Source organism: Sphingobium sp. 3R8 (genome assembly GCF_020166615.1).
Taxonomy (GTDB): domain Bacteria; phylum Pseudomonadota; class Alphaproteobacteria; order Sphingomonadales; family Sphingomonadaceae; genus Sphingobium; species Sphingobium bisphenolicum.
This window is the reverse complement of sequence record NZ_JAIQXR010000016.1, coordinates 48,374-70,979: the sequence shown is the minus strand read 5'-3', so window position 1 is coordinate 70,979 and position 22,606 is coordinate 48,374. Positions and strand designations below refer to the sequence as shown.

The following is a 22,606-nucleotide window of genomic DNA, read 5'->3' as shown; positions in this document are numbered from 1 at the left end:
AGCGTTGGGAGAGACCCTATGTTCCACCGTGGGCGGGCCATTCTGCGACAGGATGTTGCAGCGCATCGACTTGATCGATAGCCTTCTTGCGTAACGATCCGCGGCCGCTATAAGGGCGCCTTCGTGCAGACATAGACAATCTTCAAACGGAGAAGGACCATCCTTTGACCGAGCCGTCTGCTACGTTCCTGTTATTTGGCGCCACGGGTGACCTGGCCCGCCGGATGATCTTTCCATCGCTCTATAATCTTCTGTCGGACGGTTTGCTGCCCGACGACTTCCTGATCGTGGCCTCCGGCCGGTCGGAAATGGACGACGACGCCTTCCGCCAGGAAGTCGATGCCGCGCTGCACCAGTTCCTGCCCGCCGACCGCTATGATGCGGACCTCGCGGCGCGGTTCGGCACGCTGGTCGGCTATCAGCCGGTCGATGCGGGCAATGCCGACCAGTTTGCGGCGCTCGCCCGGCGAATCGACGGACGGCTGGAACGCGGCCTGTCCGTCTATCTGTCCACCCCGCCATCCCTGTTCGCGCCGACCGCGCAGGGCCTGGCGGATGCCGGCCTCATCACGCCCCGCACCCGGATCGCGATGGAAAAGCCGATCGGCAAGGACCTGGCCTCCTCCAAAATCGTCAATGACGGGATCGGCGCGCTGTTCGCCGAAGAACAGATTTTCCGCGTCGACCATTATCTGGGCAAGGAAACCGTCCAGAACCTGCTGGCGCTGCGCTTCGGCAACGTCATGTTCGAACCCTTGTGGAACACCACGGCGATCGACCATGTGCAGATCACCGTGGGCGAGACGGTCGGGCTGGAAGGCCGCGTCTCCTATTATGACGGGGTCGGCGCGCTGCGCGACATGGTGCAGAATCACATGCTCCAGATCCTGTCGATCATCGCAATGGAGCCGCCCGCGCGGATGGACCCGACCGCGGTGCGCGACGAAAAGGTGAAGGCGTTGCGGTCGCTGCGGCCGATGACCGCCGAGACGGTCAAGAATCTGAGCGTGCGCGGCCAATATACGCCGGGCGCGGTCGGCGGGCAGATCGTCACCGGCTATGCCGACGAACTGGGCCAGCCATCCGACACCGAAACCTTCGTGGCGCTGAAAGCCTATATCGACAACTGGCGCTGGCAGGGCGTGCCCTTCTACCTGCGCACCGGGAAACGAATGCCCGCGCGCCAGTCCGAAATCGTGATCCAGTTCAAGCCGGTGCGCCACAGCATCTTCGGCCGCGACGGACAGCATGGCGCCGGCGGCACGGGCCTGGAGCCGAACACATTGGTCATCCGGTTGCAGCCGGAAGAATATATCCGCCTGCAGATCATGACCAAGCGGCCGGGGCTGGAGCGCCAGGTGCAGCTTGAGGAGGTGACGCTGGACGTGTCGCTGACTGCCGCCTTCGCCGGGCAGCGGCGCCGCATCGCCTATGAACGACTGATCCTGGACCTGCTGGCCGGCGACCAGACCCTGTTCGTGCGCCGCGACGAGGTGGAGGCCCAGTGGACATGGATCGATTCGATCATCGACGGGTGGAAGGAGGCCAATGTGAAGCCCGCCGCCTATTCTTCGGGGAACTGGGGTCCGTCTGCGGCCATTGCCCTTATCGAACGTGACGGAGCCAGCTGGCATGACTGACCTACATCCCGTAATCGCCAAGGTGACGGAGCGCATCGTCCAGCGCAGCGCCGCGTCGCGCCTCAAATATCTCGACCTGATCGAGCGCGGACGCGACGCGGGCACCAATCGCGATCAACTGTCCTGCGGCAACCTCGCCCATGGCTTTGCCGCGAGCGGCGAGGACAAGGCCGTGATCCGCACCGGCCGGGCGATGAACATCGGCATCGTGACGTCGTATAACGACATGCTCTCGGCGCATCAGCCCTATGGCCGCTACCCTGAGCAGATCAAGATCGCGGCGCGCGAAGTCGGCGCCACGGCGCAGGTGGCGGGCGGCGTGCCGGCGATGTGCGACGGCGTGACGCAGGGGCAGGCAGGCATGGACCTGTCGCTGTTCAGCCGCGACACCATTGCGCTGTCGACCGCCGTGTCGCTCAGCCATGCGATGTTCGAAGGCACGCTGCTGCTGGGCATATGCGACAAGATCGTGCCCGGCCTGCTGATCGGCGCGCTGCGGTTCGGGCATCTGCCCACGATCCTGATCCCGGCGGGACCGATGCCCTCGGGCCTGGCCAACAAGGAAAAGGTCCGCATCCGCCAGCTCTACGCCGAAGGCAAGGTCGGCAGGGACGAGCTGCTCGAATCCGAAAGCGCCTCCTATCATGGCGCGGGCACCTGCACCTTCTATGGCACCGCCAACAGCAATCAGATGATGATGGAGATGATGGGCCTGCACATGCCCGGCTCCGCCTTCGTCAATCCGGGCACGAAGCTGCGCAGCGAACTGACCCGCGCGGCGACGCACAGGATCGCTGACATTGGGTGGGCCAAAGACGGGCAGCCCAATGGGGACTATCGTCCGCTCGGCCATTGCGTCGATGAAAAGGCGATCGTCAACGCGATCATTGGCCTGATGGCGACCGGCGGCTCCACCAACCATGCGATCCATGTGCCGGCGATCGCGCGGGCGGCGGGCATCCATGTCGACTGGACCGATTTCGCCGAGATTTCCGACGTGGTGCCGCTGCTGGCGCGGGTCTATCCCAATGGATCGGGCGACGTGAACCATTTCCACGCCGCGGGCGGCATGGCCTATATCATCCGGGAATTGCTGGAAAATGGCCTGCTGCATCGCGACATCCTGACGGTCGCGCGGGCGGACCTGACCGACTATGGCAAGGAACCGGTGCTGGAGGATGAAGCGCTGCAATGGCGTGATGTGCCAGCGTCGCGCGACGAGGCGATGCTGCGCCCGGTGTCCAATCCATTCAGCGCCGATGGCGGGATGCGCCTGCTGGCCGGCAATCTGGGCCGTTGCGTCATGAAGGTCAGCGCCGTGGATCCGGTCCGCTGGACGATCGAGGCGCCCGCCGCCGTGTTCCAGGACCAGGACGATGTGCTGCGCGCCTTCAAGGCGGGCGAACTGGAGCGCGACGTCGTGGTCGTCGTCCGCTTCCAGGGGCCAAAGGCCAACGGGATGCCCGAACTGCACAAGCTGACCCCGGCGCTGGGCGTATTGCAGGATCGCGGGTTCAAGGTCGCATTGCTGACTGACGGGCGCATGTCCGGCGCCTCCGGCAAGGTGCCTGCCGCCATCCACCTGTCACCCGAAGCCCTGGGCGGCGGTCCGATCGGCAAACTGCGCGACGGCGATCTGGTGCGGGTCTGCGCGCAGACCGGCGCGGTCGATGCGCTGGTCGATGCGGCGACATGGGAAGCGCGGGACATTCCTCCCGCCCCGCCCCCGCCCTACGACACCGGCCGCGAACTGTTCGCCCTGTTCCGCCATCACAGCGACCTCGCCGAACAGGGCGCGTCGCCGATCCTGGCGGCGATGGAAAGCGAGATTTGATTTAGACCCGTTCGGCCCCTCGACTTACTCGGGAGAGCCTGTCGAAGCCCTTCTCTTCTCCCAAGAAGAGTTGCCCTTCGACAAGCTCAGGGCGAACGGATGGAGAGTGACATGACCGACATCATAGCCGCCGACATCGGCGGAACCAACGCCCGTTTCGCTCGCGCGTCGCTGGACGCCAAAGGCGTGCCGACGCTTGGCACCGTGCGCAAATATAAGGTCGCCGACTATCCCAGCCTGCAAAGCTGCTGGGCGGCGTTCGCCGAAGACGAGCAGAAGGCAGGCGATGGCGACCTGCCCCGCGCCGCCTCGATCGCCTTCGCCACCGCCATCGGGCGGGACGTCATCAAGCTGACCAACAGCAATTGGGTGATCCGCGCCGATACGCTGGCCGACGACATCGGCGTCGATACCGTCCGCCTCGTCAATGATTTCGAGGCGGTGGGCCATGCCGTGTCGCGCCTGCCGGCCGAGAATCTGCCGCTGCTGTTCGGCGAGGATCGTCCCTTCCCCACCGATGGCGGGGTCACCATCCTTGGCCCCGGCACCGGCCTGGGCGTTGCCATGATCGCCTATGACCAGGGTCGCCCCCATGTCATCGCGACCGAGGGCGGCCATCTCGACTTCGCCCCGCTCGACCCTATCGAGGAGAAAATCCTCTCCTATCTGCGCGACAAGTTCCTGCGCGTATCGACCGAGCGGATCGTGTCGGGGCCGGGCCTCAACTATATCTACAAGGCATTGGCGACGATCGGCCATGACCGGGTCGTGCTGATGGAAGACCCAGAACTGTGGCAGGCGGCGCTGGACGGAAGCGACGAATTCGCCCGCCGCGCGCTCGACCGCTTCTGCCTCTGCTACGGATCGGTCGCCGGCGACCTCGCGCTGGCCCATGGCCCGCACAGCGTCGTGCTGGCCGGCGGCCTGACCCAGCGGATGGGCGACTTCCTGCAACAGAGCGGGTTCCACACCCGCTTCAAGGCCAAGGGCCGGTTCGAAAGCCTGATGGCTGGCGTGCCGATCCGCCTGGCCGTCCATGATGAAATCGGCCTGTTCGGGGCCGCCGCAGCCTTTCGGGAGATATGAGAATGAGCAAGCTGACCGTCGAACAGGTGATGGAACTGGCCCCGGTGATCCCGGTGCTGGTGGTCGACCGGGTCGAAGACGCGCTGCCGATCGCGCGCGCGCTGGTGGCGGGCGGCCTGCCCGCGCTGGAAGTGACGCTGCGCACCCCCGCCGCGCTCGACGTGATCCGCGAAATGGCGCAGGTCGAGGGCGCGGTGGTCGGCGCCGGCACCGTGCTGAACCCGGCCCAGCTCGACGCCGCGATGGAGGCCGGCGCGCGCTTCATCGTCAGCCCCGGCCTCACCAAGCCGCTGGGCAAGGCCGCGATCGCAGCGAAAATCCCCTTCCTGCCCGGCACCGCCACGGCGGGCGATATCATGCGCGGCATGGACATGGGCCTGACCCATTTCAAATTCTTCCCCGCCGAAACATCGGGCGGACTGCCGGCATTGAAGGCCCTGGCCGCGCCGCTGCACACAGCCCGCTTCTGCCCGACCGGCGGCATCACGGCGCAAAGCGCGCCGGAATGGCTGGCCCAGCCGTTCATCACATGCGTCGGCGGCAGTTGGGTCGTGCCCAAGGGGCCGGTGGACGCGGCGAAGATCGAGGCGCTGGCGCGCGAAGCCGCGGCCTTGCCCCGGTAACGACGTCGCGCCGAGGCCATTGCGCCTTATCGCGGCCCGCCCTAGATGAAGGCCATGACACCGCGCCGCCTCCTCACCGCCCTGGCCCTGTTCCTGTCCGGTTGCGCGGGGGCGCCGCAAAGCTATCCGTCGCTCGCCAAGCGCCCGGTCGAAAGCGCCCCGGTGGCGAAGATCGCGCCGCCGGTCGCGTCTGTCCCGGCCGATGCGGCCCTTTCGGCCGAGATCACGACCTATGTCGCCCAAGCGGACAAGGGTGCCGCCGCCTTCGACGCCGCCTATGCGCGCGCCGACAGGGCGGTCGGCGCGGCGAAGGGCGCAGGCGTGTCCAGCGATGCCTGGGTCGCGGCGCAGGTCGCGATCAGCGCACTCGAATCCGCCCGCAACGACAGCGTATCGGCGCTCGCCAGCCTCGATACCCTCTATGTCCAGCGCAGCAACGCCGTTGCCGACGGCAAGGCGACGGGCGGCCTGGAGGATGTCGACGCCGCCCGCAGCGCGGCGCTGGCGCTGGTCGACCAGCAGAATGATCGCATCGACATGATGAAAGCGCGACTGCCGCAGCCGTAAAGCGGATGGTCTGAGAGCGACCATTTGCGGCCATCAACTGTCGTCATGCCAGCATAGGCTGGGATCTCACTTCTTTTAACGAAACACTTGAAAGAAAAGAAAGATGTCGTTGAGAGTCACGCGCCTCTCAATGACCTTCGCTGGCATGACGGCGGAGGAAATGGATCTCCACAATCGCCCCAAATCAGCCCCCTACCCCCCCATCGCCTTGACCGCGCCCTTATGCGCCTTGGCGTTATGGACATAATGATCCACCCCCTCGCGCATGTCGATCAGCGCCGCATCGGGCAGGTCGCGCATATATTTGGCCGGCCGCCCGGCCCATAATTGGCGATGCAGCACCGTCTTGCCGGGCGACAGCAGGGCGCCAGCCGCCAGCATAGCGTCGCTTTCGACCGTGCAGCCGCTCATCACGATCGCACCCAGCCCGACGAAGGCGCGATCCTGCAGCACGCAGCCATGGATCATCGCCATATGGCCGATCAGCACATCGTCGCCGATGATCGCGGGCCAGCCGTCGGCCGGACGGCCATCGGCGCGGTCGCCGGGGCTGTCGCAATGGATGACCGTGCCGTCCTGCACATTGCTTCGCGCGCCGATCCGCACGCGGTTCACATCGCCGCGGATCACGCAATTATACCAGATGCTGGCGTCCTCGCCGATCTCGACATCGCCGATGATGCGGCATCCCGGCGCGATGAAGGCGCTGGGATGGATCACCGGCGCCTTGCCGTTGAAGGGAATGATGCTGGCGCCCGGAAAATCAGGCGCGGGATAGTCGGTCGCGGCCATATGGCGTTCCTCTCATGGTCTGATCTTCAACACCGGCAGGATGCTGGCATGATCGTCGGTCCAGGCGGAAAAGCCCCGACGCGGTTCGATCAACTGCCATTTTTCGCGGCCGGACAAGGCCATCAGATGGTCCAGCCGTGCGGGATCGCGTGACAGGGCGATCCAGAGCGACGCCGCATAGTGTCGCCCGTCATCCCGCTTGTCCGGCACATAATGGCGCAATCGCGCGTGCCACCCCGCTGCCGCCGCATCCCCGGCGACCACCGGCCGCAGGTCGAGATACCGGTTGGAGATATGAATGAGCAGCAGCCCGTTCCGCGCCAGCCGGCGGCCGTAAATGTCCATCGCCTCGCGTGTCAGCAGATGCATCGGAATGGAATCGGAGGAAAAGGCGTCGATCACCAGCAGGTCCGCGCCGCCCGCCTGCTGCCGCGCCAGCGTCATCCGCGCGTCGCCGATGACGATGTCGGCCTGCGGCTGGCAGCGGGACAGGAAGGTGAAATCCGCCGGATCGCGGGCAATGGCGACCATCGCCGGATCGATCTCGTAGAAACGCCATGTCTGGCCGGGGCGCTTATAGCAGGCGAGCGTCCCGGCGCCGAGGCCGACCACATCGATCCGCGCCTGCGGTCCGAACAGGTCGGGCGCATGGCGCAGCGCCAGGCCCACGCCCGAATCCGGCGCATAATAGCTGGTCGGATCGCGTTCGCGGCCGGGTGTGAGGTTCTGGATGCCGTGCAGGGTGGTGCCGTGAAAGAGGATGCGTTCGCCCGCTCCCCCATCGGCTCCCTTGTTCGTCACGCCATAGACGCCGAAATAGCTGCGCGTCAGCATCCCGCTGGCCGACTGGGACAATTTCTCCCAGCCGCTCAGGCACAGCATCAGATAGACCAGCATCGCCGCCGTCATGAAGCGCTGGCCCAGCGTCAGGATCGCCATTGCGATGATCGTGACGAAGCAGATCGACTTGACCAGCGGCGGTGTGGCGTCGCCCATCACCAATCCGCCGCCGACCATCGACAGGGCAAGGCCAAGCAGCAGCATCAGCGCGGCCAGCCAGGTGCGGCGCCCCGCATCTTCCCACAGCAATCCGGGCAGGCGCAGCAGCGCTTCGCGCGCCGGCAGCAGCAAGGCCGCCGCGACCAGCAGGATCGGATATTCGTAAGTCCAGTCGAAGATCAGGGGGGCCAGCAGCGCGCAGAACAGTCCGCCCAGCATACCGCCGACCGACATCAGCAAATAGAAACGGGTCAGATGCACGGGCGCGGGGCGCAGGTCGTACATCCGCGCATGGAGCGCGGTCGCGGCGACGAACAGCACCGCCAGGATGCCGAGCGCGATGAAGACGGGGAAATGGATGCCGCCGGTAAAGGCGATGCACGCGCCGATCAGCAACACCAGCGGCGCGATCAGGATGCAGAGATCGGCCGCGCCGCGCCGCGCCGCGAAAGCGACCGAGAAGCTGAGCAGATAGAGGCCGAGCGGCAGCACCCAGAGCAGCGGCATCGCGACGATGTCGGTGGTGAGGTAGAGGCTGGTGGCCATCATCAGGCCCGACGGCACAGCCGCCAGCGCCAGCCAGTGCAGCATCCTGCGCCCGTCGGGCAGCGGCGCGTCGCTGGCCTCCGCGACGGCTGGCCCCGCACTGTCGAGAGGCAGGCGGCGCGCGCTGGCGTAGACGAGGAAGAAGAGCGCGCCATAGGATAGCGACCAGAGGAGACTTTGCGCCTTCAATGTCAGCAGCGGCTCGACCAGCAGCGGATAGGCGATCAGCCCGGCGAAACTGCCGAGGTTGGACGCGGCATAGAGCGGATAGGGGTCCCCCCCGTCCGCCAATGCGAACCAGCGCTGGAGCAGAGGCGCCTGCGCGGCGACGACGAAGAAGAGCGGCCCGATCGACGCGCCCAGCAGCCATAGCACCCACAGCGCCGGCTCCATGTCCTGCGGCGGTTGCCAGCCCATCAGCCCGATCGGCAGGAAGATGGCGGCGACGAGGAAGAGGCCGAGATGAATCAGCGCCTGTCGCCGCGCCGGGAAACGCCCCAGCATATGGGCATAGGCATAGCCGCCCAGCAGCAGAGCCTGATAGACCAGCATCGCCGAATTCCACACCGATGGCGCGCCCCCCAGGCGCGGCAGCGCCATGCGGGCGATCATTGGCTGGACCAGGAACAGCAGGAACGAGCCTGCGCAGATCGTCAGGACAAAGCGCGTGCGTGTTCCGATCATCCGTTTTCAACCCCCTTGACGACCTGTTTGCTCTTCATGGCGTAGCAAGTCGCTGCGGTTCAAGCGGAAGTTGCCCGATGCAGAGAGACTTGCCGGGCGATCATCATCGCGCGGGCTTGGGGTCAGCCATTCAGCAGGCGCGCCGCGTGGAGCGCATGATAGGTCAGCACGCCGCTGCACCCTGCCCGCTTGAACGCCATCAGCGTTTCCAGGATCAGTGCGTCGCGGTCGCCAGCGCCAGCGGCGGCGGCATGTTCGATCATCGCATATTCGCCCGACACCTGATAGGCGAAGACCGGCACGGCGAAACGGTCGCGCACCCGCGCGACGATGTCGAGATAGGGCAGGCCCGGCTTCACCATTACGCTGTCCGCCCCTTCGGCCAGGTCGAGCGCGACCTCGCGCAGCGCTTCTTCGCCATTGGCGGGGTCCATCTGGTAATTTTTCTTGTCGCCCTTCAGCAGTCCGCGCGACCCCACCGCATCGCGGAACGGGCCGTAGAAGGCGCTGGCATATTTGGCGGCATAGGCCATGATCTGGACATTGGGGTGGCCGCCCTGCTCCAGCGCTGCGCGGATCGCGCCGACGCGGCCGTCCATCATGTCGCTGGGCGCGATGATGTCCGCCCCCGCCGCCGCCTGGTTGAGCGACTGGCCGATCAATATGTCGATCGTGGCGTCGTTCAGCACATAGCCTGTGTCGTCCAGCAGCCCGTCCTGCCCATGGGCGGTATAGGGGTCGAGCGCGACGTCGGTCAGGATGCCGATATCGGGCACCGCATCCTTGATTGCGCGGATCGCCCGGCACATGAGGTTGTCGGGATTGAGCGCTTCGGCCCCGTCGTCGCTGCGCCGGTCCATCTGCGTATTGGGGAAGAGGGCGAGGCAGGAAATGCCGGCGTCGCGGGCGTCCTTCGCCCGTTCCACCATCAGGTCCACCGACCAGCGCGACACGCCGGGCAGCGCGGCGATCGGCTCTTCCACCCCGGCCCCTTCGGTGACGAACAGCGGCCAGAGGAAATCGCCGGGCGACAGGCGGTTTTCGGCGTGCATCGCCCGGCTCCAGGCCGAGGCGCGGGTGCGGCGCAGGCGCAGCGCCGGATAGGGTGCATAGGTCATGGCGCGGGTGTAGGCGGCGGACGCCGAGGGATCAAGCAGGGCACATCGTCCATGGCGACAGGAAGACTTTGCCGATCGCTTAGACCTTGGTCGAAGCGGCGAAGCCTGATCATGTTTCGTAAACCCTATCGGCGCAGGCTTTTGCCCAGCGACCCATAGGAAAGCCTCATGATCAAAGTCACATCGGACCGCAGCCGCCAGCTTGTCATTGCCGAAATGTCGGGGTTTCTCAATCCGGCCGACGTCGAGCGCTTCGACGCCGACAAGGAAGCCGCGGTGCTGGCGATGGGGTTGGGATCGGGCGACTATGTCATCCTGATCAACACCGAAGGCTGCGTCATCCAGTCGCAGGAGGTCGTCGCCGCCTTCACCCGCGTCGTGCTGGACACACGCTTCAAATCGCGAAAGCTGGCGGTCGTGCGGCACGACAATCTGACCCGGTTGCAGACCCGCCGCATCCTGAGCGTGCGCGACGATGCCGAGATATTCGCCTCGGTGGACGAAGCGGAAGCCTGGCTGTTCGATGTCGGCGAACAGCGGCGCGTCGCCTGAACCCACCACCCAGATATCGAAACTGGCGGGCCGCGCAGCCATCGCCTATCAGCGGCCGATGCGCTGCATCCACCATATCGCCCTCATCTGTTCCGACTATGACCGCTCGCGCGCCTTTTATCGCGATATAATCGGCCTGCCCGTCATCCGCGAAGTCTGGCGCGCCGAGCGGCAATCGTGGAAATGCGATCTCGACGCGGGCAATGCGCAGATCGAACTCTTCTCCTTCCCCGCGCCCCCGCCTCGGCCCAGCCGCCCGGAAGCTTGCGGGCTGCGCCACCTGGCCTTCATAGTCGCGGACATCGACGTGGAGGTGGCGCGGCTCGACGCGGCCGGGGTGCCATGCGAGCCGATCCGCGTCGACGACCATACCGGCCGGCGCTTCACCTTCTTCACCGACCCCGACGGCCTGCCGCTCGAACTCTATGAGCAACTGGCGGTATAGCGCTGCTATTTCGCGAACCGCTTGAAGAAACTGTCGTCATTCCACGCCGGCCGTGCCGCCGCATTGGCGACGCGCAGCGTGACCGCGGTCACATAGGCGTTCAGCTTCGCGCTTTCGGCAGGCATGACCGGCTGGTTCAGATCGTCGAACGGCGAATGATAGAGGTTCGCCCGCCATGCCTTTTCCGTGTCGGCTTCCGGCGTGCCCGCCTTGAAGCCATATTTGAAGAAGAGCGCGGGAATGCCTTCGCGGATGAAGGCATATTGGTCGGACCGGATGAAGACGTTGCGATCGGAGAAGGGATCGGGGGTGATCGGCAGGTTCATCTGCGCGCTCACCGCCGCCGCATCCTGGCCGAGCGAGCTTTGGTCATAGCCGATCGGCGTCACGCTGGTCAGCGGGAAGATCGGCAGCGCCATGTCGAAATTCAGATCGGCGACGATGCTGGACTGCGGCACCGTCGGCCGCCGCGCGAAATAGCGCGCGCCCAGCAGCCCCTTCTCCTCCGCCGTGACGATCGCGAACAGGATCGACCGCTTCGGCTTGACCTTGCTGGCCTTCAACGCCTTCGCGATCTCCAGCAGGCTGGCGACGCCCGACGCATTGTCGAACGCCCCATTATAGATGGCGTCGCCCTTGATCGGCGTGCCCACGCCATAACCGTCCAGATGCGCCGACAGCACGACATGTTCCGGCCGCAATTTCGGGTCGCTGCCCGGCAATATGGCGATCAGGTTGGGCGACGACAGGTCGCGGCGCCTGGCGGCCACCTGCGCCTTGAAACGCAGCGCGAGCGGGAAGCTGGCGACCGCGGCGGAGGCGTCGGCCGCGGCGGCGATTGCGGCGAAATCCTTGTCCATCCCGGCGAAGAATTGCGCCGACTTGGCCGGGTCGACCTGCGCGCCCAGGAACGGCGTCTGTGTTTCCCGCAGGGTTGGGTCGGCATAATAGAGCGCCGGCGCCCCCGCCAGCGCCACCCGGCGGACCCAGGGAATCTCCACCTGCCTGGGCGTCACCAGCGTGATGAGGCCCAACGCCCCCTGCTCTGCCAGCCAATGCGCGCGTTCTGACCGGGCATGGGACTTGAGCGCGCCGGAAATGGTGGACGGCCCGCCCGACAGCACGACGACGATCTTGCCCTTGAGGTCCAGCCCGGCGAAATCGTCATGCCCCGCTTCGGGCAGGTGCAGGCCATAGCCGGCGAACACCATCGGCGCGTCGATGCGTTCGGGCACCGGACCGCCGCTCCCCGAAAAGATCAGGTCGCCCGGCACCGCCAACGCCGTTTCGCCCTGCGGCCCGGCCAGCGCGGCGCGGCTCTGGTCCGCCAGGATCACCTGCTCGATAAAGGCGACCGGCTGCTTGTAGCCGTCGATCCCCGCGGGTTTCAAGCCCAATGCCTTGAACTGCGCGATCACATAGTCGGCCGCGCGATCATAGCCCGGCGTGCCGGTGCCGCGCCCTTCCATGCCGTCATTGGCCAGCGCCTGCACATGCGCCCACCAGCGCGCGCCGGCGTCGCCCTCCCCCTCCGCATGAACAGGGGCAGCGGCGATCGTCGCAAGCAGGGGAAGAGCGAACAGGGAAAGGCGCATGGACGGGACACTCCATATTTTCAGTCATCTATCATGCCTGAACCGGTCCGACGAACATGGGGCTTGGAACCGCCACGGACAACGTGTATTGCTCAAACAACACACGTTGAGGAGATTGTGATGCCCCGCCCCTTTCCCCGCTTTAAGATGCCGTTACTCGCGCTGGCCCTGACGGGCATGGCGCTGTCCACCACCGCCTGCTCTCGCACCGACGAGTCGCCCGCCGCCGATGCAGGCGCGCGCAGCACGCAGGACTGGTCGGCGCTCAAGGATTTCACCGAGATCGACGCGACCGGCCCGGACAATGTCGCCGTCACCATCGGCAGCGGCTTTGCGGTGAAGGCGGACGGCGATGCCAGGGCGGTCGCCGACCTCGACATCCGGGTCAAGAACGGCAAGCTGGTGATCGGCCGCAAGTCGAAGGGCGACTGGAACTGGGGTCGCAAGGATGGCGACAAGGGGGCGACGGTCCATGTGACCATGCCCGCCATCACGGCCGCCGCACTGACCGGCGCGGGCGATTTCGACCTGGATAAGGCGCAGGGCGAGCGGCTGGACCTGTCGCTGACCGGAGCGGGCGATTTCCGCATCGGCACGGTGGCGCTCAAGACGCTGAGCGTCGATATTACCGGCGCGGGATCGGTGAAGATTGCGGGCGCCGCCGACGCTGCGAAACTGTCGATCACCGGCGCGGGCGACATTGATGCCGAAGCGCTGAAGGTCGGCACGGCGGACCTGTCGATCCTGGGCGCGGGCGATATCGACATTGCCTCCGACGGGAAGGTCGCTATCAGCATCATGGGTCCGGGCGACGTAACGGTGAAGGGCAAGGCGCAATGCACGACGAGCGGCGTGGGACCGGGCGAAGCGCGCTGCGCACCCTGAGCGCAATCCTGGCTGGTGCAGTGGGCCTGATCCTCGCCGCGCCTGCGGGCGCCGCGACGCGCGGCTATACGATCACCAGCTTCGACGCGATCCGCGTGGATGCGCCGGTCACGGTCATCCTGACCACGGGCGCTGGCGCATCGGCGCGGGCGGAAGGCGACCAGGGGGCGCTCGACCGGCTGAAGGTCGATGTGTCCGGCCGGCTGCTCACCATCGGCATGGACCGGCCGCGGCCGGGCGAAAAAAGTGGCGGCGCGGCGACTTTGCGCCTGTCCACCGCCATGGTGCAGCGGATCGTGCTGACCGGCGGCGGATCGGTGTCGATCGACCGGATGAAGGGCCTGCTGGGGCAGATCGTCCTGGGCGGCAATGGCGATATCACTGTCGCGACGGTCGATCTGGACCAAGTCGAACTGGCGTTGGCGGGCGGCGGCCGCGTGACGATGGCGGGCCGGGCGGGCGTCGCCAATATTCGCGTCAACGGCCCCGGCGCGCTGGCGGCCGAACCCCTTATCGCGCGCCAGGCCAGCGTCACCAACGAAGGACCAGGCAGCATCACCCTGACCGCCGACGTTACCGCGAAGGTGACGACATCGGGATCGGGCGACGTCACCATCACCGGCAAGGCCGCCTGCACCGTCGACAATCGCGGCACCGGCCGCGTGCGCTGCGGGGGCGAGAGTTTTTAGGAGGATTGGGATGGGTGGGGCGCGGTCGGTCTGCTTCAGATGGACATCCATATTTTAGCTGACATACGATGGCCTTGATATCGTTAGGAATGGCTCTGCATCATGATTGACCCGCAGGAACTGTTTGATCGCGTGAAGCAGCTTTGGCCAACCGAAGTCTCTATTCTGCAAAACGAACAGAATGACATTTACTGGTCTTTGGAAAAGCGGTTGGGAGACGACGATTGGGTGCAGGTTGCTGCATGGTCATTTCATCAGGCGCTCGAAAAATGTGCAAAGGAGGCTTTCGCTCAAGGCAAAGAAGTCCTGCTGACGTCATCGGTCACCATAGATGATTTCGACATGAATGTGAGGGAAAACCTGAAGCATGAAAGCTGGTCAGTAGACAGGCCGCTCTATGGCGGCTTAGGATTGAAGCATTAGGTCTGGCATTAGTCGCCGTCAGTCCGACCGGTTACGCCGGGACATAGATCGAGCACACAGAAATGCGGCTGTGACGAAGATGAGCGTAGGAAGGGGGAATGGTATAAGCCTCCACCATAACTCCTCCGTTCCCGGCGCAGGGTCGCCAAAATTTCGCCCGAAATCAAAGAACAGAGCGACGACGCCCACCACTGCTCCGGCCAAGCAGCCCATCTGGTTGTTCGGATCGCCTCGATATCCCTCCTTCATAGTGTGTGAGTAGCATACGAGCGAACGTCTGCAATCGGGCGCGGCGATTTGTCCAATGAACGGCTATAAATGGTCGCTTCCAGACATGCCCGCTCCAGTCATGCCGGGCTTGCCTCGGCATCGCGCCTCTTTCCGAGCGCATCAGCAAATTGCGCCCTGCCTTACCGCTGCTTCTTGGCGATGGTCGCGGTGAAATCAGGGTCTTTATTCGCCACCCAGTCGACGAATTTGCGCACATTGGGATGGGCCAGCAGGCCCTCGACATCCGTGCCGTGGCGCTGCAATTCGGAATTGGTGAAATTGGCGATCAGCGTCTGCTGGCAGATGCCATGCATGGGAACGACATCGCGCCCGCCCCGGCTCTTGGGAACGGGATGGTGCCAGACGATCGTCTTGCCGGTCGGCCGCCCGCACAGCCAGCAGTCTATCACCGGCGCCGGCGCATCCTCCTCGACAGGCACGTCTTCGTAGCGACCATGTTTGGAATGTTTGCGGGCCATCTTCTACCTGCCATCATCTATATGAACGTCTTGGAACTGCGCCGCCCCTCTAAAGGAGCGGGGGCGCCATTACCACAGTCGAACCTGTTAATCGGCTTTGGCTATCCATCGGCGGAAAGACGGGTATGCTGCCCATTCACGAGGGCCTTCCAATGTAGGATTTTGTCTGGTCTATCCTTCTGGATGAATCCGCCGCCCCTCCCCGACAGTCCTGCCGTCGCGCGATCGGCGCATCGCAGTCGCGTGGGCGTAGCGCCAGTGTCGCGCGCGTGTCGCTTGAGTGTGGCCCATGTGGCGCGTCGCAGGGGCGTCACGAGGGCTTCGCGGCAGCCTCACAGTGACTATTGGCCGAATTTGCCCGACGACGGTGTGAACTTCGCCCGTCGTGTCCCGTCGCGTCCTGCCGCTGCATCGCCCGTCACCAATCGACCTTACTTATCGAAAACTTTACCAGAGCGCCGCTAGACACAGCGGACTTGTCCATAGCCGGGTTTTGATGATGCGCTTTTCCTTCGCCCTGCCCCTTCTGACCGCGATCGCGGTGCCGCAACCTGCCTGGGCGCAGGTGGCCGTGGCCGACAGCGGCGATACCGGCTGGATGATCCTGTGCGCGCTGCTGGTGCTGCTGGCCGCGTTGCCGGGGCTGATGTTGCGCCATGCGGGGCAGGTCAATGTGCGCAGCGCCCTGTCGGTGACGGCGCAGGGCGCGGCTGTCGCGGCGGTCGCGGCGCTGACCTGGGGCATTGCGGGCTACAGCATCGCCTATGCGCCGGGCAGCGCCTGGCTGGGCGGCGGCGCGAACCTGCTGCTCGCCAATCTCGCCCAGTTGCGTGACGGGCTGACGGTGCCCGAATCGGCCTTCGTCCTGTTCCAGCTTGCGATTGCGCTGCTCGCCGCCTGCCTGCTGGTGGGCGCAGTGGCGGAGCGGACGCGGATCGGCTGGTGGGTCGCCTTCACCCCGCTCTGGCTGCTGATCGTCTATGCCCCGGTCGCCCATGCGGTGTGGGGCGGCGGCTGGCTGGCCGATATGGGCGTCATGGATTTTGCCGGCGGGCTGGTGCTGCATGGCGTGGCGGGCTTTTCCGCCCTTGCCCTCTCCCTGATCGCGGGCGGGCGGCGCGAACCGTCCGATCCCGGCCACGCCCCGCTGCTGAGCCTGGCGGGCGGCGGGCTGCTGTGGGTCGGCCTGTCCGGCGTGGTCGGCGGCTGGGCGCTGGGCGCGACCGACGACGCCGCGACCGCCATCCTCAATCACCTCTTCGCCGCCTGCGCCGCGGCGCTGACCTGGGGGCTGCTCGACCGGATGCTGAACGCCCGCACCAGCGCGACGGGCATACTGTCCGGCGCACTGGCCGGCATCGCCGCCATAGCGGCCAGCGCCGCGCTGGTGGGCACCGGCGGCGCGATGCTGATCGGCGTCATCGCCGCCTGCGTCGCACGCACCGGCGCAGGCATCCTCTCCGGCCGGGTCGATGACGGTGCAGGCGTCTTCGCCATCCATGGGCTGGGCGGACTGACCGGCGTGCTGCTGCTGCCGCTGTTCGTCCTGCCGCTGATGGGCGGGGTCGGCTTCGACGCGAATATCTCGGTTGGCGGGGCGTTGACGGCCCAGGCCATCGGCCTGATCGTCGTGGCGCTGTGGGCGATGGTCGGCAGCGCGATCGCTGCGCTGGTCGTGTCGGTCGTCATCCCCATGCGGGTCGGCGCGCAGGAAGAGGCCGACGGTCTCGACGCCAGCCAGCACGGCCAGCAGGGCTGGGACTTCCGTTAAGGCGATGACGCCCCCCCCCTCTTCCGTCGCCCCCTCTTCCGTCGCCGTCGCCATCTTCGCCCATCAGGAAGAACGGCGGATCGGCGCCTGCCTGGCGTCGCTGCCGCTCGACCGGGCGGATACGCTCTTCCATGTGCTGGTCAACGGCACCACCGACTCCACCGTGGCGCGAGCAAAGGCAGCGGCGGCCGGCCGGGCCAATGTCATCGTCCATGACATCCAGGCGGGCGGCAAGTCGCGGACCTGGAACCATATGGTGCATGATCTGCTGACCGGGTCCGAGGATGCGGTCGTCTTCCTGGATGGCGATGCCCAGATCGCGGCGGGATCGATCGACGCGCTGGTCGCCGATCTGGCCGCCCATCCCCGCGCCAATGCCGCGTCGGGGATGCCGATGAACGGGCGGATGGCGGCAACCTATCGCGGCACGCTCCACAGCGAAGGCGGACTGTTCGGCGATCTCTATGCACTGTCTGGGAATTTCGTGCGGGCTATCCGCGCCCGCGGGCTGCGCCTGCCCGACGACCTGATCGGCGACGACGGGCTGGTCGCATCCTGGGCGCATACCGGACTGCAAAAGGATATCGCCTGGGATCTGGCCGGGATCGTGCCCTGCGACGATGCGGGCTTCCTGTGCGAGCAGGTCAGCCTGGCCCGACCCCAGACCTGGCGGATGCATTACAAGCGGCTGGTCAACTATTCGGTGCGTTTCTACCAGAACCGGATCGTGTCGGACATCATGACGCGCGAGGGGCCGGCCGGCCTCCCCGCGCGTCTTGCGAGCCTTTATTCCGAATGGCTGCCCCGCTTCCGCCCGCGCCCCGGCCTCACATCTTGGTTCGACCGGAAGGCGCTTAAGAGAATGCGCGACGCGGTTTAACGATCGCGGCCGGCCAGTTCCTTGTTCACAAACAGGGCGACACCCGTCACCACCGCACCCGACAGCAGATAGATGCCCGATGCGGCCAGGCCGAACTCGGCCGACACGAACAGCGCGACCAGCGGCGCGAAGCCTGCGCCCACCAGCCAGGCGAGGTCCGACGTCAGCGCCGATCCGGTATAGCGGGACGCGGTGCGGAAGTTGGAGGCGACGATGCCCGACGACTGGCCGAAGCTTAGCCCCAGCAGGATGAAGCCCAGCACCATGAAGGCGACTTCGCCCAGATCGCCGCCATTCAGCAGCAGGGGCGCCGCGACCGCGAAGATGGCGATGCCCACGGCCGACCAGCCGATCAAAGTGCGGCGGCCCACCATGTCGGCGACGAAGCCCGACACGATGATCGCCAGCACGCCGACGAACGCGCCGATCACCTCGATCATCAGGAAGCGTTCCAGCGGCTGGTCGGTGTAGAGCGCGATCCAGGACAGCGGGAACACGGTGACCATGTGGAACAGCGCGAAGCTGGCCATCGGCGCGAAAGCGCCGATCACGATGTTGCGCCCTTCGCTGCGGACGGTTTCGACGACCGGCGAAGGCTGTAGCTCGCGCGTTTCGAACAGCCGCTCGAACTCGTGCGTCACCACGATGCGCAGGCGGGCGAACAGCGCCACCACGTTGATCGCGAAGGCGACGAAGAAGGGATAGCGCCAGCCCCAGTCGAGGAAATCGGCGGTCGAGAGGGTGTTGAGGAAGAAGGCGAACAGGCCGGCCGCCACCATCAGCGCCAGCGGCGCGCCGAGTTGCGGCATCATCGCATACCAGCCGCGCTTGTTCTGCGGCGCGTTGAGCGAGAGCAAGGAGGCGAGGCCGTCCCAGGTGCCACCCAGCGCCACGCCCTGCCCGGCGCGGAACAGCGCCAGCAGGAAGGCGGCACCATGGCCGATCGTGTCATAGCCCGGCAGGAAGGCGATGGCCGCCGTCGATCCGCCCAGCAGGAACAGCGCAATGGTGAGTTTCACGCCGCGGCCATAGGCGCGATCGACCGCCATGAAGATGAATGACCCGATCGGACGTGTGATGAAGGCGAGCGCGAAGATGGCGAAGGACCAGAGCGTTCCCATCAGCGGCGACATATAGGGGAAGATATGCGCCGGGAAGACGATGCAGGAGGCGATCGCATAAACGAAGAAGTCGAAAAATTCCGACGTGCGACCGATGATGACGCCGATCGCGATCTCGCCGGGCGCGATCTTCTTGTGCCCATGCGCATGAAGCTGGCGCACGTCGCGTTCCGCCTGGGTCGAATTGGGCGTGGTCGTCGCGGAAGTCATGGGGTAAAACGGACCTTCATGCTGCGGGAACGATCCGTGCCGCACTTCGTTGCACGACGAATCATCCCGGTGATAAATTCACCCATGCCCTATTTTGCAGATGCACAGGGATAGGACAAAAGGTCCAATGTCGCGCGCCGGCCATCCTGATAATGCGGGCCGCATGATAGCCCGTCATTCCGCCACCAAGTGCGCATTTCTGCGCCGAATCGCGCCACTCCTGCTGCTGCCGCTGGGCGGATGCAACTGGGTGGTCCTGTCCCCCGCCGGCGACGTTGCAATGCAGCAACGCGACCTGATCCTCATTTCCACCGCGCTGATGCTGCTGATCATCATTCCGGTGATGGCGATGACGATCTGGTTCGCCTGGAAATATCGGGAGAAAGCGAAGGCGGAGGATTATGATCCCGACTGGGATCATTCGACCAGCCTGGAGCTGCTGATCTGGTCGGCGCCGCTGCTGATCATCATCGCGCTGGGCGCGGTGACGTGGAGCAGCACCCATCTGCTCGACCCCTATCGGCCGATCGAACGCGTCGATCAGGCGCGTAAGGTCGATCCGGCCGCCAAGCGGTTGCAGGTCGAAGTGGTGGCGATGGACTGGAAATGGGTGTTCATCTATCCCGAGCTGGGCATCGCGACGGTGAACGAACTGGCCGCGCCGGTCGACCGGCCGATCGAGTTCAAGATCACCTCGTCCAGCATCATGAACAGCTTCTTCGTGCCCGCACTCGCCGGCCAGATCTACGCCATGCCGGGGATGCAGACGGTGCTGCACGCGGTCGCCAACAAGCCGGGCAATTATGAGGGTTTCTCCGCCAATTATTCGGGCGCCGGCTTCTCCAACATGCGTTTCCGCTTCCACGCGATGGATGAGGCCGGTTTCGACCAGTGGGTCGCCAAGGTGAAAGCCAGCGGCGCGACCCTGGACCGGCCGACCTATATCAAGCTGGAACAGCCCAGCGAAAAGGTGCCGCCTATGTATTTCGGCGGCGTCGAGCCCAAACTGTTCCACGCCGCGCTCAACATGTGCGTGCAGCCGGGCAAGAAGTGCATGGAGGCGGTGATGATGACCGACATGCACGGCGGTGCGGGCAAGGAGTCGGCGCATGACGTCGAAGGGCTGCGCCATGACGGCACGATCGACGTGGGCGGCTATCATCCGGTCGAACCGGGCAAGAAGGGCGAAATCGCCCAGCCTGCGGGCATGACCCCGGCGGCGGACCGCACCCCGGCCGCGCAGGGCAAGCAAGCCCCCGGCCAGCAGGACGGCGATGGGCATGGCGGTGGCCATGCCGGTCATGAAGGCATGTGATCGCCCATGCCCTGCCCCCCGTTCTTTCTTTTCTCTCTCGCCTGAAGGCTAGACGCCATGTCCCCCTCCCCCGCCTCTGAAAATAGCGGCATCTGGAAGCTGATATTCGGTCGGCTCGACTGGAGTTCGCTCCCCCTGCACGAGCCGATCGTCGTCGGCACCTTCATCATGGTCATGCTCGGCGGCCTCGTCGTCGTCGCGGGCATCACCAAGTATAAATTATGGGGCATGTTGTGGCGCGACTGGTTCACCACCGTCGACCATAAGCGCATCGGCATCATGTATATGATCCTGGGCCTCATCATGTTCGTGCGCGGCTTTGCCGACGCGGTCATGATGCGCCTGCAACAGGCGATGGCGTTCAACGGATCGGAAGGCTATCTGAACGCCCATCATTACGACCAGATTTTCACGGCGCATGGCGTCATCATGATCTTCTTCGTCGCGATGCCGATGATCACCGGGATCATGAACTATATCGTCCCGCTCCAGATCGGCGCGCGCGACGTATCCTTCCCCTTCCTCAACAATTTCAGCTTCTGGATGACCACGGCGGGCGCCGTGATCGTCATGATGTCGCTGTTCGTGGGCGAATTCGCGCGCACCGGCTGGCTGGCCTATCCGCCGCTGTCGGGCATCGCTTATTCGCCGGGCGTGGGCGTCGACTATTATATCTGGGGCTTGCAGATTGCGGGCATCGGCACGCTGCTGTCGGGCGTCAACCTGATCGCGACCATCGTGAAGATGCGCGCGCCGGGCATGAACATGATGAAGCTGCCGGTCTTCACCTGGACTTCGCTGTGCGCCAACGTCCTGATCGTCGCCGCCTTCCCCGTGCTGACCGCCGTGCTGGCGCTGCTCAGCCTCGACCGCTATATCGGCACCGCCTTTTTCACCAACGACATGGGCGGCAACCCCATGATGTATGTGAACCTGATCTGGATCTGGGGCCACCCGGAAGTCTATATCCTGATCCTGCCGCTGTTCGGCGTGTTCAGTGAGGTCACAGCGACCTTCTCGAACAAGCGCCTCTTCGGCTATAGCTCGATGGTCTATGCGACGATCGTGATCGCGCTGCTCAGCTATCTGGTCTGGCTGCACCATTTCTTCACCATGGGTTCGGGCGCCAGCGTCAACAGCTTCTTCGGCATCACGACGATGGTCATTTCCATCCCGACCGGCGCGAAGCTGTTCAACTGGCTGTTCACCATGTATCGCGGCCGCATCCGGTTCGACCTGCCGATGATGTGGACGGTCGCCTTCATGCTGACCTTCACCGTCGGCGGCATGACCGGCGTGCTGCTCGCCGTGCCGCCCGCCGACTTCGTGCTGCACAACTCGCTGTTCCTGATCGCGCATTTCCACAACGTCATCATCGGCGGCGTATTGTTCGGCCTGTTCGCGGCGATCAATTACTGGTGGCCCAAGGCGTTCGGCTTCACGCTGGACACCAAATGGGGCAAGCGCAGCTTCTGGCTGTGGGTCGTGGGCTTCTGGTTCGCCTTCATGCCGCTCTACATCCTGGGTCTGATGGGCGTGACTCGCCGGATGCGCGTGTTCGACGATCCTTCGCTACAGATCTGGTTCCAGATCGCCGCCTTCGGCGCGCTGATGATCGCCGCCGGCATCGCCTGCATGTTCATCCAGTTCGCGGTCAGCATCATCAACCGCGACAAGCTGCGCGACACGAGCGGCGATCCTTGGAACGGCCGCACGCTGGAATGGGCGACCAGCTCGCCCCCGCCGGACTATAATTTCGCCTTCACGCCCGTCATTCACGACAATGACGCCTGGGCCGACATGAAGAAGCGCGGCTATCAGCGTCCGCTGACGGGTTACGAAGCGATCCATATGCCGTCCAACACCGGCACCGGCATCATCATCGCGGGTCTGTCCGTCGCCTTCTCGGTCGGCATGATCTGGTACATCTGGTGGCTCGCAGGCCTCAGCTTCGCCGGCATCCTCGCCGTCGCGATCGGCCATACCTTCAACTATAAGCGCGACTTCTACATCCCCAAGGATGTGGTCGAGCGTACCGAGGGCGAGCGCACCGCGCTGCTCGCGACCCAGGGTTAATCCATC

20 protein-coding genes are annotated in these 22,606 nt (G+C 65.3%); 14 read left to right on the top strand and 6 right to left on the bottom strand.

Translation table 11 applies throughout. From position 1 onward, the window contains the following. Nucleotides 1-164 precede the first annotated feature (164 nt). The 5 genes from zwf to K9B33_RS15525 all read left to right on the top strand — a co-directional run bounded on the left by zwf (nucleotide 165) and on the right by K9B33_RS15525 (nucleotide 5,750). Nucleotides 165-1,640, top strand: coding sequence for a glucose-6-phosphate dehydrogenase (gene zwf / locus K9B33_RS15545; protein ID WP_224549995.1), 1,476 nt, complete (start codon nucleotides 165-167; stop codon nucleotides 1,638-1,640). Then, nucleotides 1,633-3,474, top strand: coding sequence for a phosphogluconate dehydratase (gene edd / locus K9B33_RS15540; protein WP_224549994.1), 1,842 nt, complete (start codon nucleotides 1,633-1,635; stop codon nucleotides 3,472-3,474). The genes zwf and edd overlap by 8 nt, the downstream gene beginning before the upstream one ends. A gap of 111 nt (nucleotides 3,475-3,585) precedes the next feature. Then, nucleotides 3,586-4,560 carry a glucokinase gene (glk, locus tag K9B33_RS15535; RefSeq protein ID WP_224549993.1) on the top strand — a complete coding sequence of 325 codons (975 nt, stop codon included), beginning with the start codon at nucleotides 3,586-3,588 and terminating at the stop codon, nucleotides 4,558-4,560. Between the two features lie 2 nt (nucleotides 4,561-4,562). Beyond that, on the top strand, nucleotides 4,563-5,183 hold the full coding sequence (gene eda / locus K9B33_RS15530) for a bifunctional 4-hydroxy-2-oxoglutarate aldolase/2-dehydro-3-deoxy-phosphogluconate aldolase (protein ID WP_315975781.1): 621 nt from the start codon (nucleotides 4,563-4,565) through the stop codon (nucleotides 5,181-5,183). Nucleotides 5,184-5,237: 54 nt separating this feature from the next. Beyond that, nucleotides 5,238-5,750, top strand: a complete 513-nt coding sequence (locus K9B33_RS15525; protein ID WP_224549991.1) for a hypothetical protein — start codon at nucleotides 5,238-5,240, stop codon at nucleotides 5,748-5,750. A 192-nt stretch (nucleotides 5,751-5,942) separates the two neighbouring features. On the opposite strand, the gene K9B33_RS15520 is transcribed toward K9B33_RS15525, so the two are convergent. The 3 genes from K9B33_RS15520 to hemB all read right to left on the bottom strand — a co-directional run bounded on the left by K9B33_RS15520 (nucleotide 5,943) and on the right by hemB (nucleotide 9,889). After that, nucleotides 5,943-6,542, bottom strand: a complete 600-nt coding sequence (locus K9B33_RS15520) for a gamma carbonic anhydrase family protein (RefSeq protein WP_224549990.1) — start codon at nucleotides 6,540-6,542, stop codon at nucleotides 5,943-5,945. Between the two features lie 12 nt (nucleotides 6,543-6,554). Next, the gene (locus tag K9B33_RS15515; RefSeq protein WP_224549989.1) at nucleotides 6,555-8,771 is read right to left on the bottom strand and encodes a spermidine synthase; all 2,217 of its coding nucleotides are present in this window, start codon (nucleotides 8,769-8,771) and stop codon (nucleotides 6,555-6,557) included. Nucleotides 8,772-8,893: 122 nt separating this feature from the next. Next, a complete protein-coding gene (gene hemB / locus K9B33_RS15510) occupies nucleotides 8,894-9,889 on the bottom strand; it encodes a porphobilinogen synthase (RefSeq protein ID WP_224549988.1) in 996 nt (331 codons plus the stop codon). 168 nt (nucleotides 9,890-10,057) lie between these two features. Here hemB and K9B33_RS15505 point away from each other — a divergent pair, with 168 nt between their 5' ends. Together K9B33_RS15505 and K9B33_RS15500 are read left to right on the top strand one after the other, a co-directional pair. Further along, a complete protein-coding gene (locus tag K9B33_RS15505; protein WP_224549987.1) occupies nucleotides 10,058-10,441 on the top strand; it encodes a hypothetical protein in 384 nt (127 codons plus the stop codon). Nucleotides 10,442-10,499: 58 nt separating this feature from the next. Then, nucleotides 10,500-10,886 (top strand): VOC family protein, encoded by a 387-nt coding sequence (locus K9B33_RS15500; RefSeq protein ID WP_224550056.1) that lies wholly within the window; start codon nucleotides 10,500-10,502, stop codon nucleotides 10,884-10,886. 5 nt (nucleotides 10,887-10,891) lie between these two features. Here K9B33_RS15500 and K9B33_RS15495 read toward each other — a convergent pair whose 3' ends face one another. After that, entirely contained in the window at nucleotides 10,892-12,481 is a 1,590-nt protein-coding gene (locus K9B33_RS15495) for a M28 family metallopeptidase (RefSeq protein WP_224549986.1), read from the bottom strand. Nucleotides 12,482-12,601: 120 nt separating this feature from the next. On the opposite strand from K9B33_RS15495, the gene K9B33_RS15490 reads away from it, so the two are divergent. The 3 genes from K9B33_RS15490 (at nucleotide 12,602) to K9B33_RS15480 (ending at nucleotide 14,478) form a co-directional block, all read left to right on the top strand. Continuing rightward, nucleotides 12,602-13,366, top strand: a complete 765-nt coding sequence (locus tag K9B33_RS15490) for a head GIN domain-containing protein (RefSeq protein ID WP_224549985.1) — start codon at nucleotides 12,602-12,604, stop codon at nucleotides 13,364-13,366. After that, a complete protein-coding gene (locus K9B33_RS15485) occupies nucleotides 13,318-14,055 on the top strand; it encodes a head GIN domain-containing protein (RefSeq protein ID WP_224549984.1) in 738 nt (245 codons plus the stop codon). Before K9B33_RS15490 ends, K9B33_RS15485 begins: the two co-directional genes overlap by 49 nt. Before the next feature lie 102 nt (nucleotides 14,056-14,157). After that, nucleotides 14,158-14,478, top strand: coding sequence for a hypothetical protein (locus tag K9B33_RS15480; protein ID WP_224549983.1), 321 nt, complete (start codon nucleotides 14,158-14,160; stop codon nucleotides 14,476-14,478). A gap of 410 nt (nucleotides 14,479-14,888) precedes the next feature. Here K9B33_RS15480 and K9B33_RS15475 read toward each other — a convergent pair whose 3' ends face one another. Continuing rightward, complete coding sequence (locus K9B33_RS15475) at nucleotides 14,889-15,227, bottom strand: hypothetical protein (RefSeq protein ID WP_224549982.1); 339 nt, start codon at nucleotides 15,225-15,227, stop codon at nucleotides 14,889-14,891. Nucleotides 15,228-15,726: 499 nt separating this feature from the next. Here K9B33_RS15475 and K9B33_RS15470 point away from each other — a divergent pair, with 499 nt between their 5' ends. Together K9B33_RS15470 and K9B33_RS15465 are read left to right on the top strand one after the other, a co-directional pair. Then, nucleotides 15,727-16,998 carry an ammonium transporter gene (locus tag K9B33_RS15470; protein ID WP_224550055.1) on the top strand — a complete coding sequence of 424 codons (1,272 nt, stop codon included), beginning with the start codon at nucleotides 15,727-15,729 and terminating at the stop codon, nucleotides 16,996-16,998. 4 nt (nucleotides 16,999-17,002) lie between these two features. Next, complete coding sequence (locus tag K9B33_RS15465; protein ID WP_224549981.1) at nucleotides 17,003-17,878, top strand: glycosyltransferase family A protein; 876 nt, start codon at nucleotides 17,003-17,005, stop codon at nucleotides 17,876-17,878. Here the strand turns inward: K9B33_RS15465 and K9B33_RS15460 are convergent. Continuing rightward, a complete protein-coding gene (locus K9B33_RS15460) occupies nucleotides 17,875-19,209 on the bottom strand; it encodes an MFS transporter (RefSeq protein WP_224549980.1) in 1,335 nt (444 codons plus the stop codon). The genes K9B33_RS15465 and K9B33_RS15460 overlap by 4 nt on opposite strands. 163 nt (nucleotides 19,210-19,372) lie before the next feature. On the opposite strand from K9B33_RS15460, the gene cyoA reads away from it, so the two are divergent. Together cyoA and cyoB are read left to right on the top strand one after the other, a co-directional pair. Further along, nucleotides 19,373-20,524 carry a ubiquinol oxidase subunit II gene (gene cyoA / locus K9B33_RS15455; protein WP_224549979.1) on the top strand — a complete coding sequence of 384 codons (1,152 nt, stop codon included), beginning with the start codon at nucleotides 19,373-19,375 and terminating at the stop codon, nucleotides 20,522-20,524. 57 nt (nucleotides 20,525-20,581) lie between these two features. Then, nucleotides 20,582-22,600: a cytochrome o ubiquinol oxidase subunit I gene (gene cyoB, locus K9B33_RS15450; RefSeq protein ID WP_224549978.1), complete on the top strand. Its 2,019-nt coding sequence runs from the start codon at nucleotides 20,582-20,584 to the stop codon at nucleotides 22,598-22,600. Nucleotides 22,601-22,606: the final 6 nt, after the last annotated feature.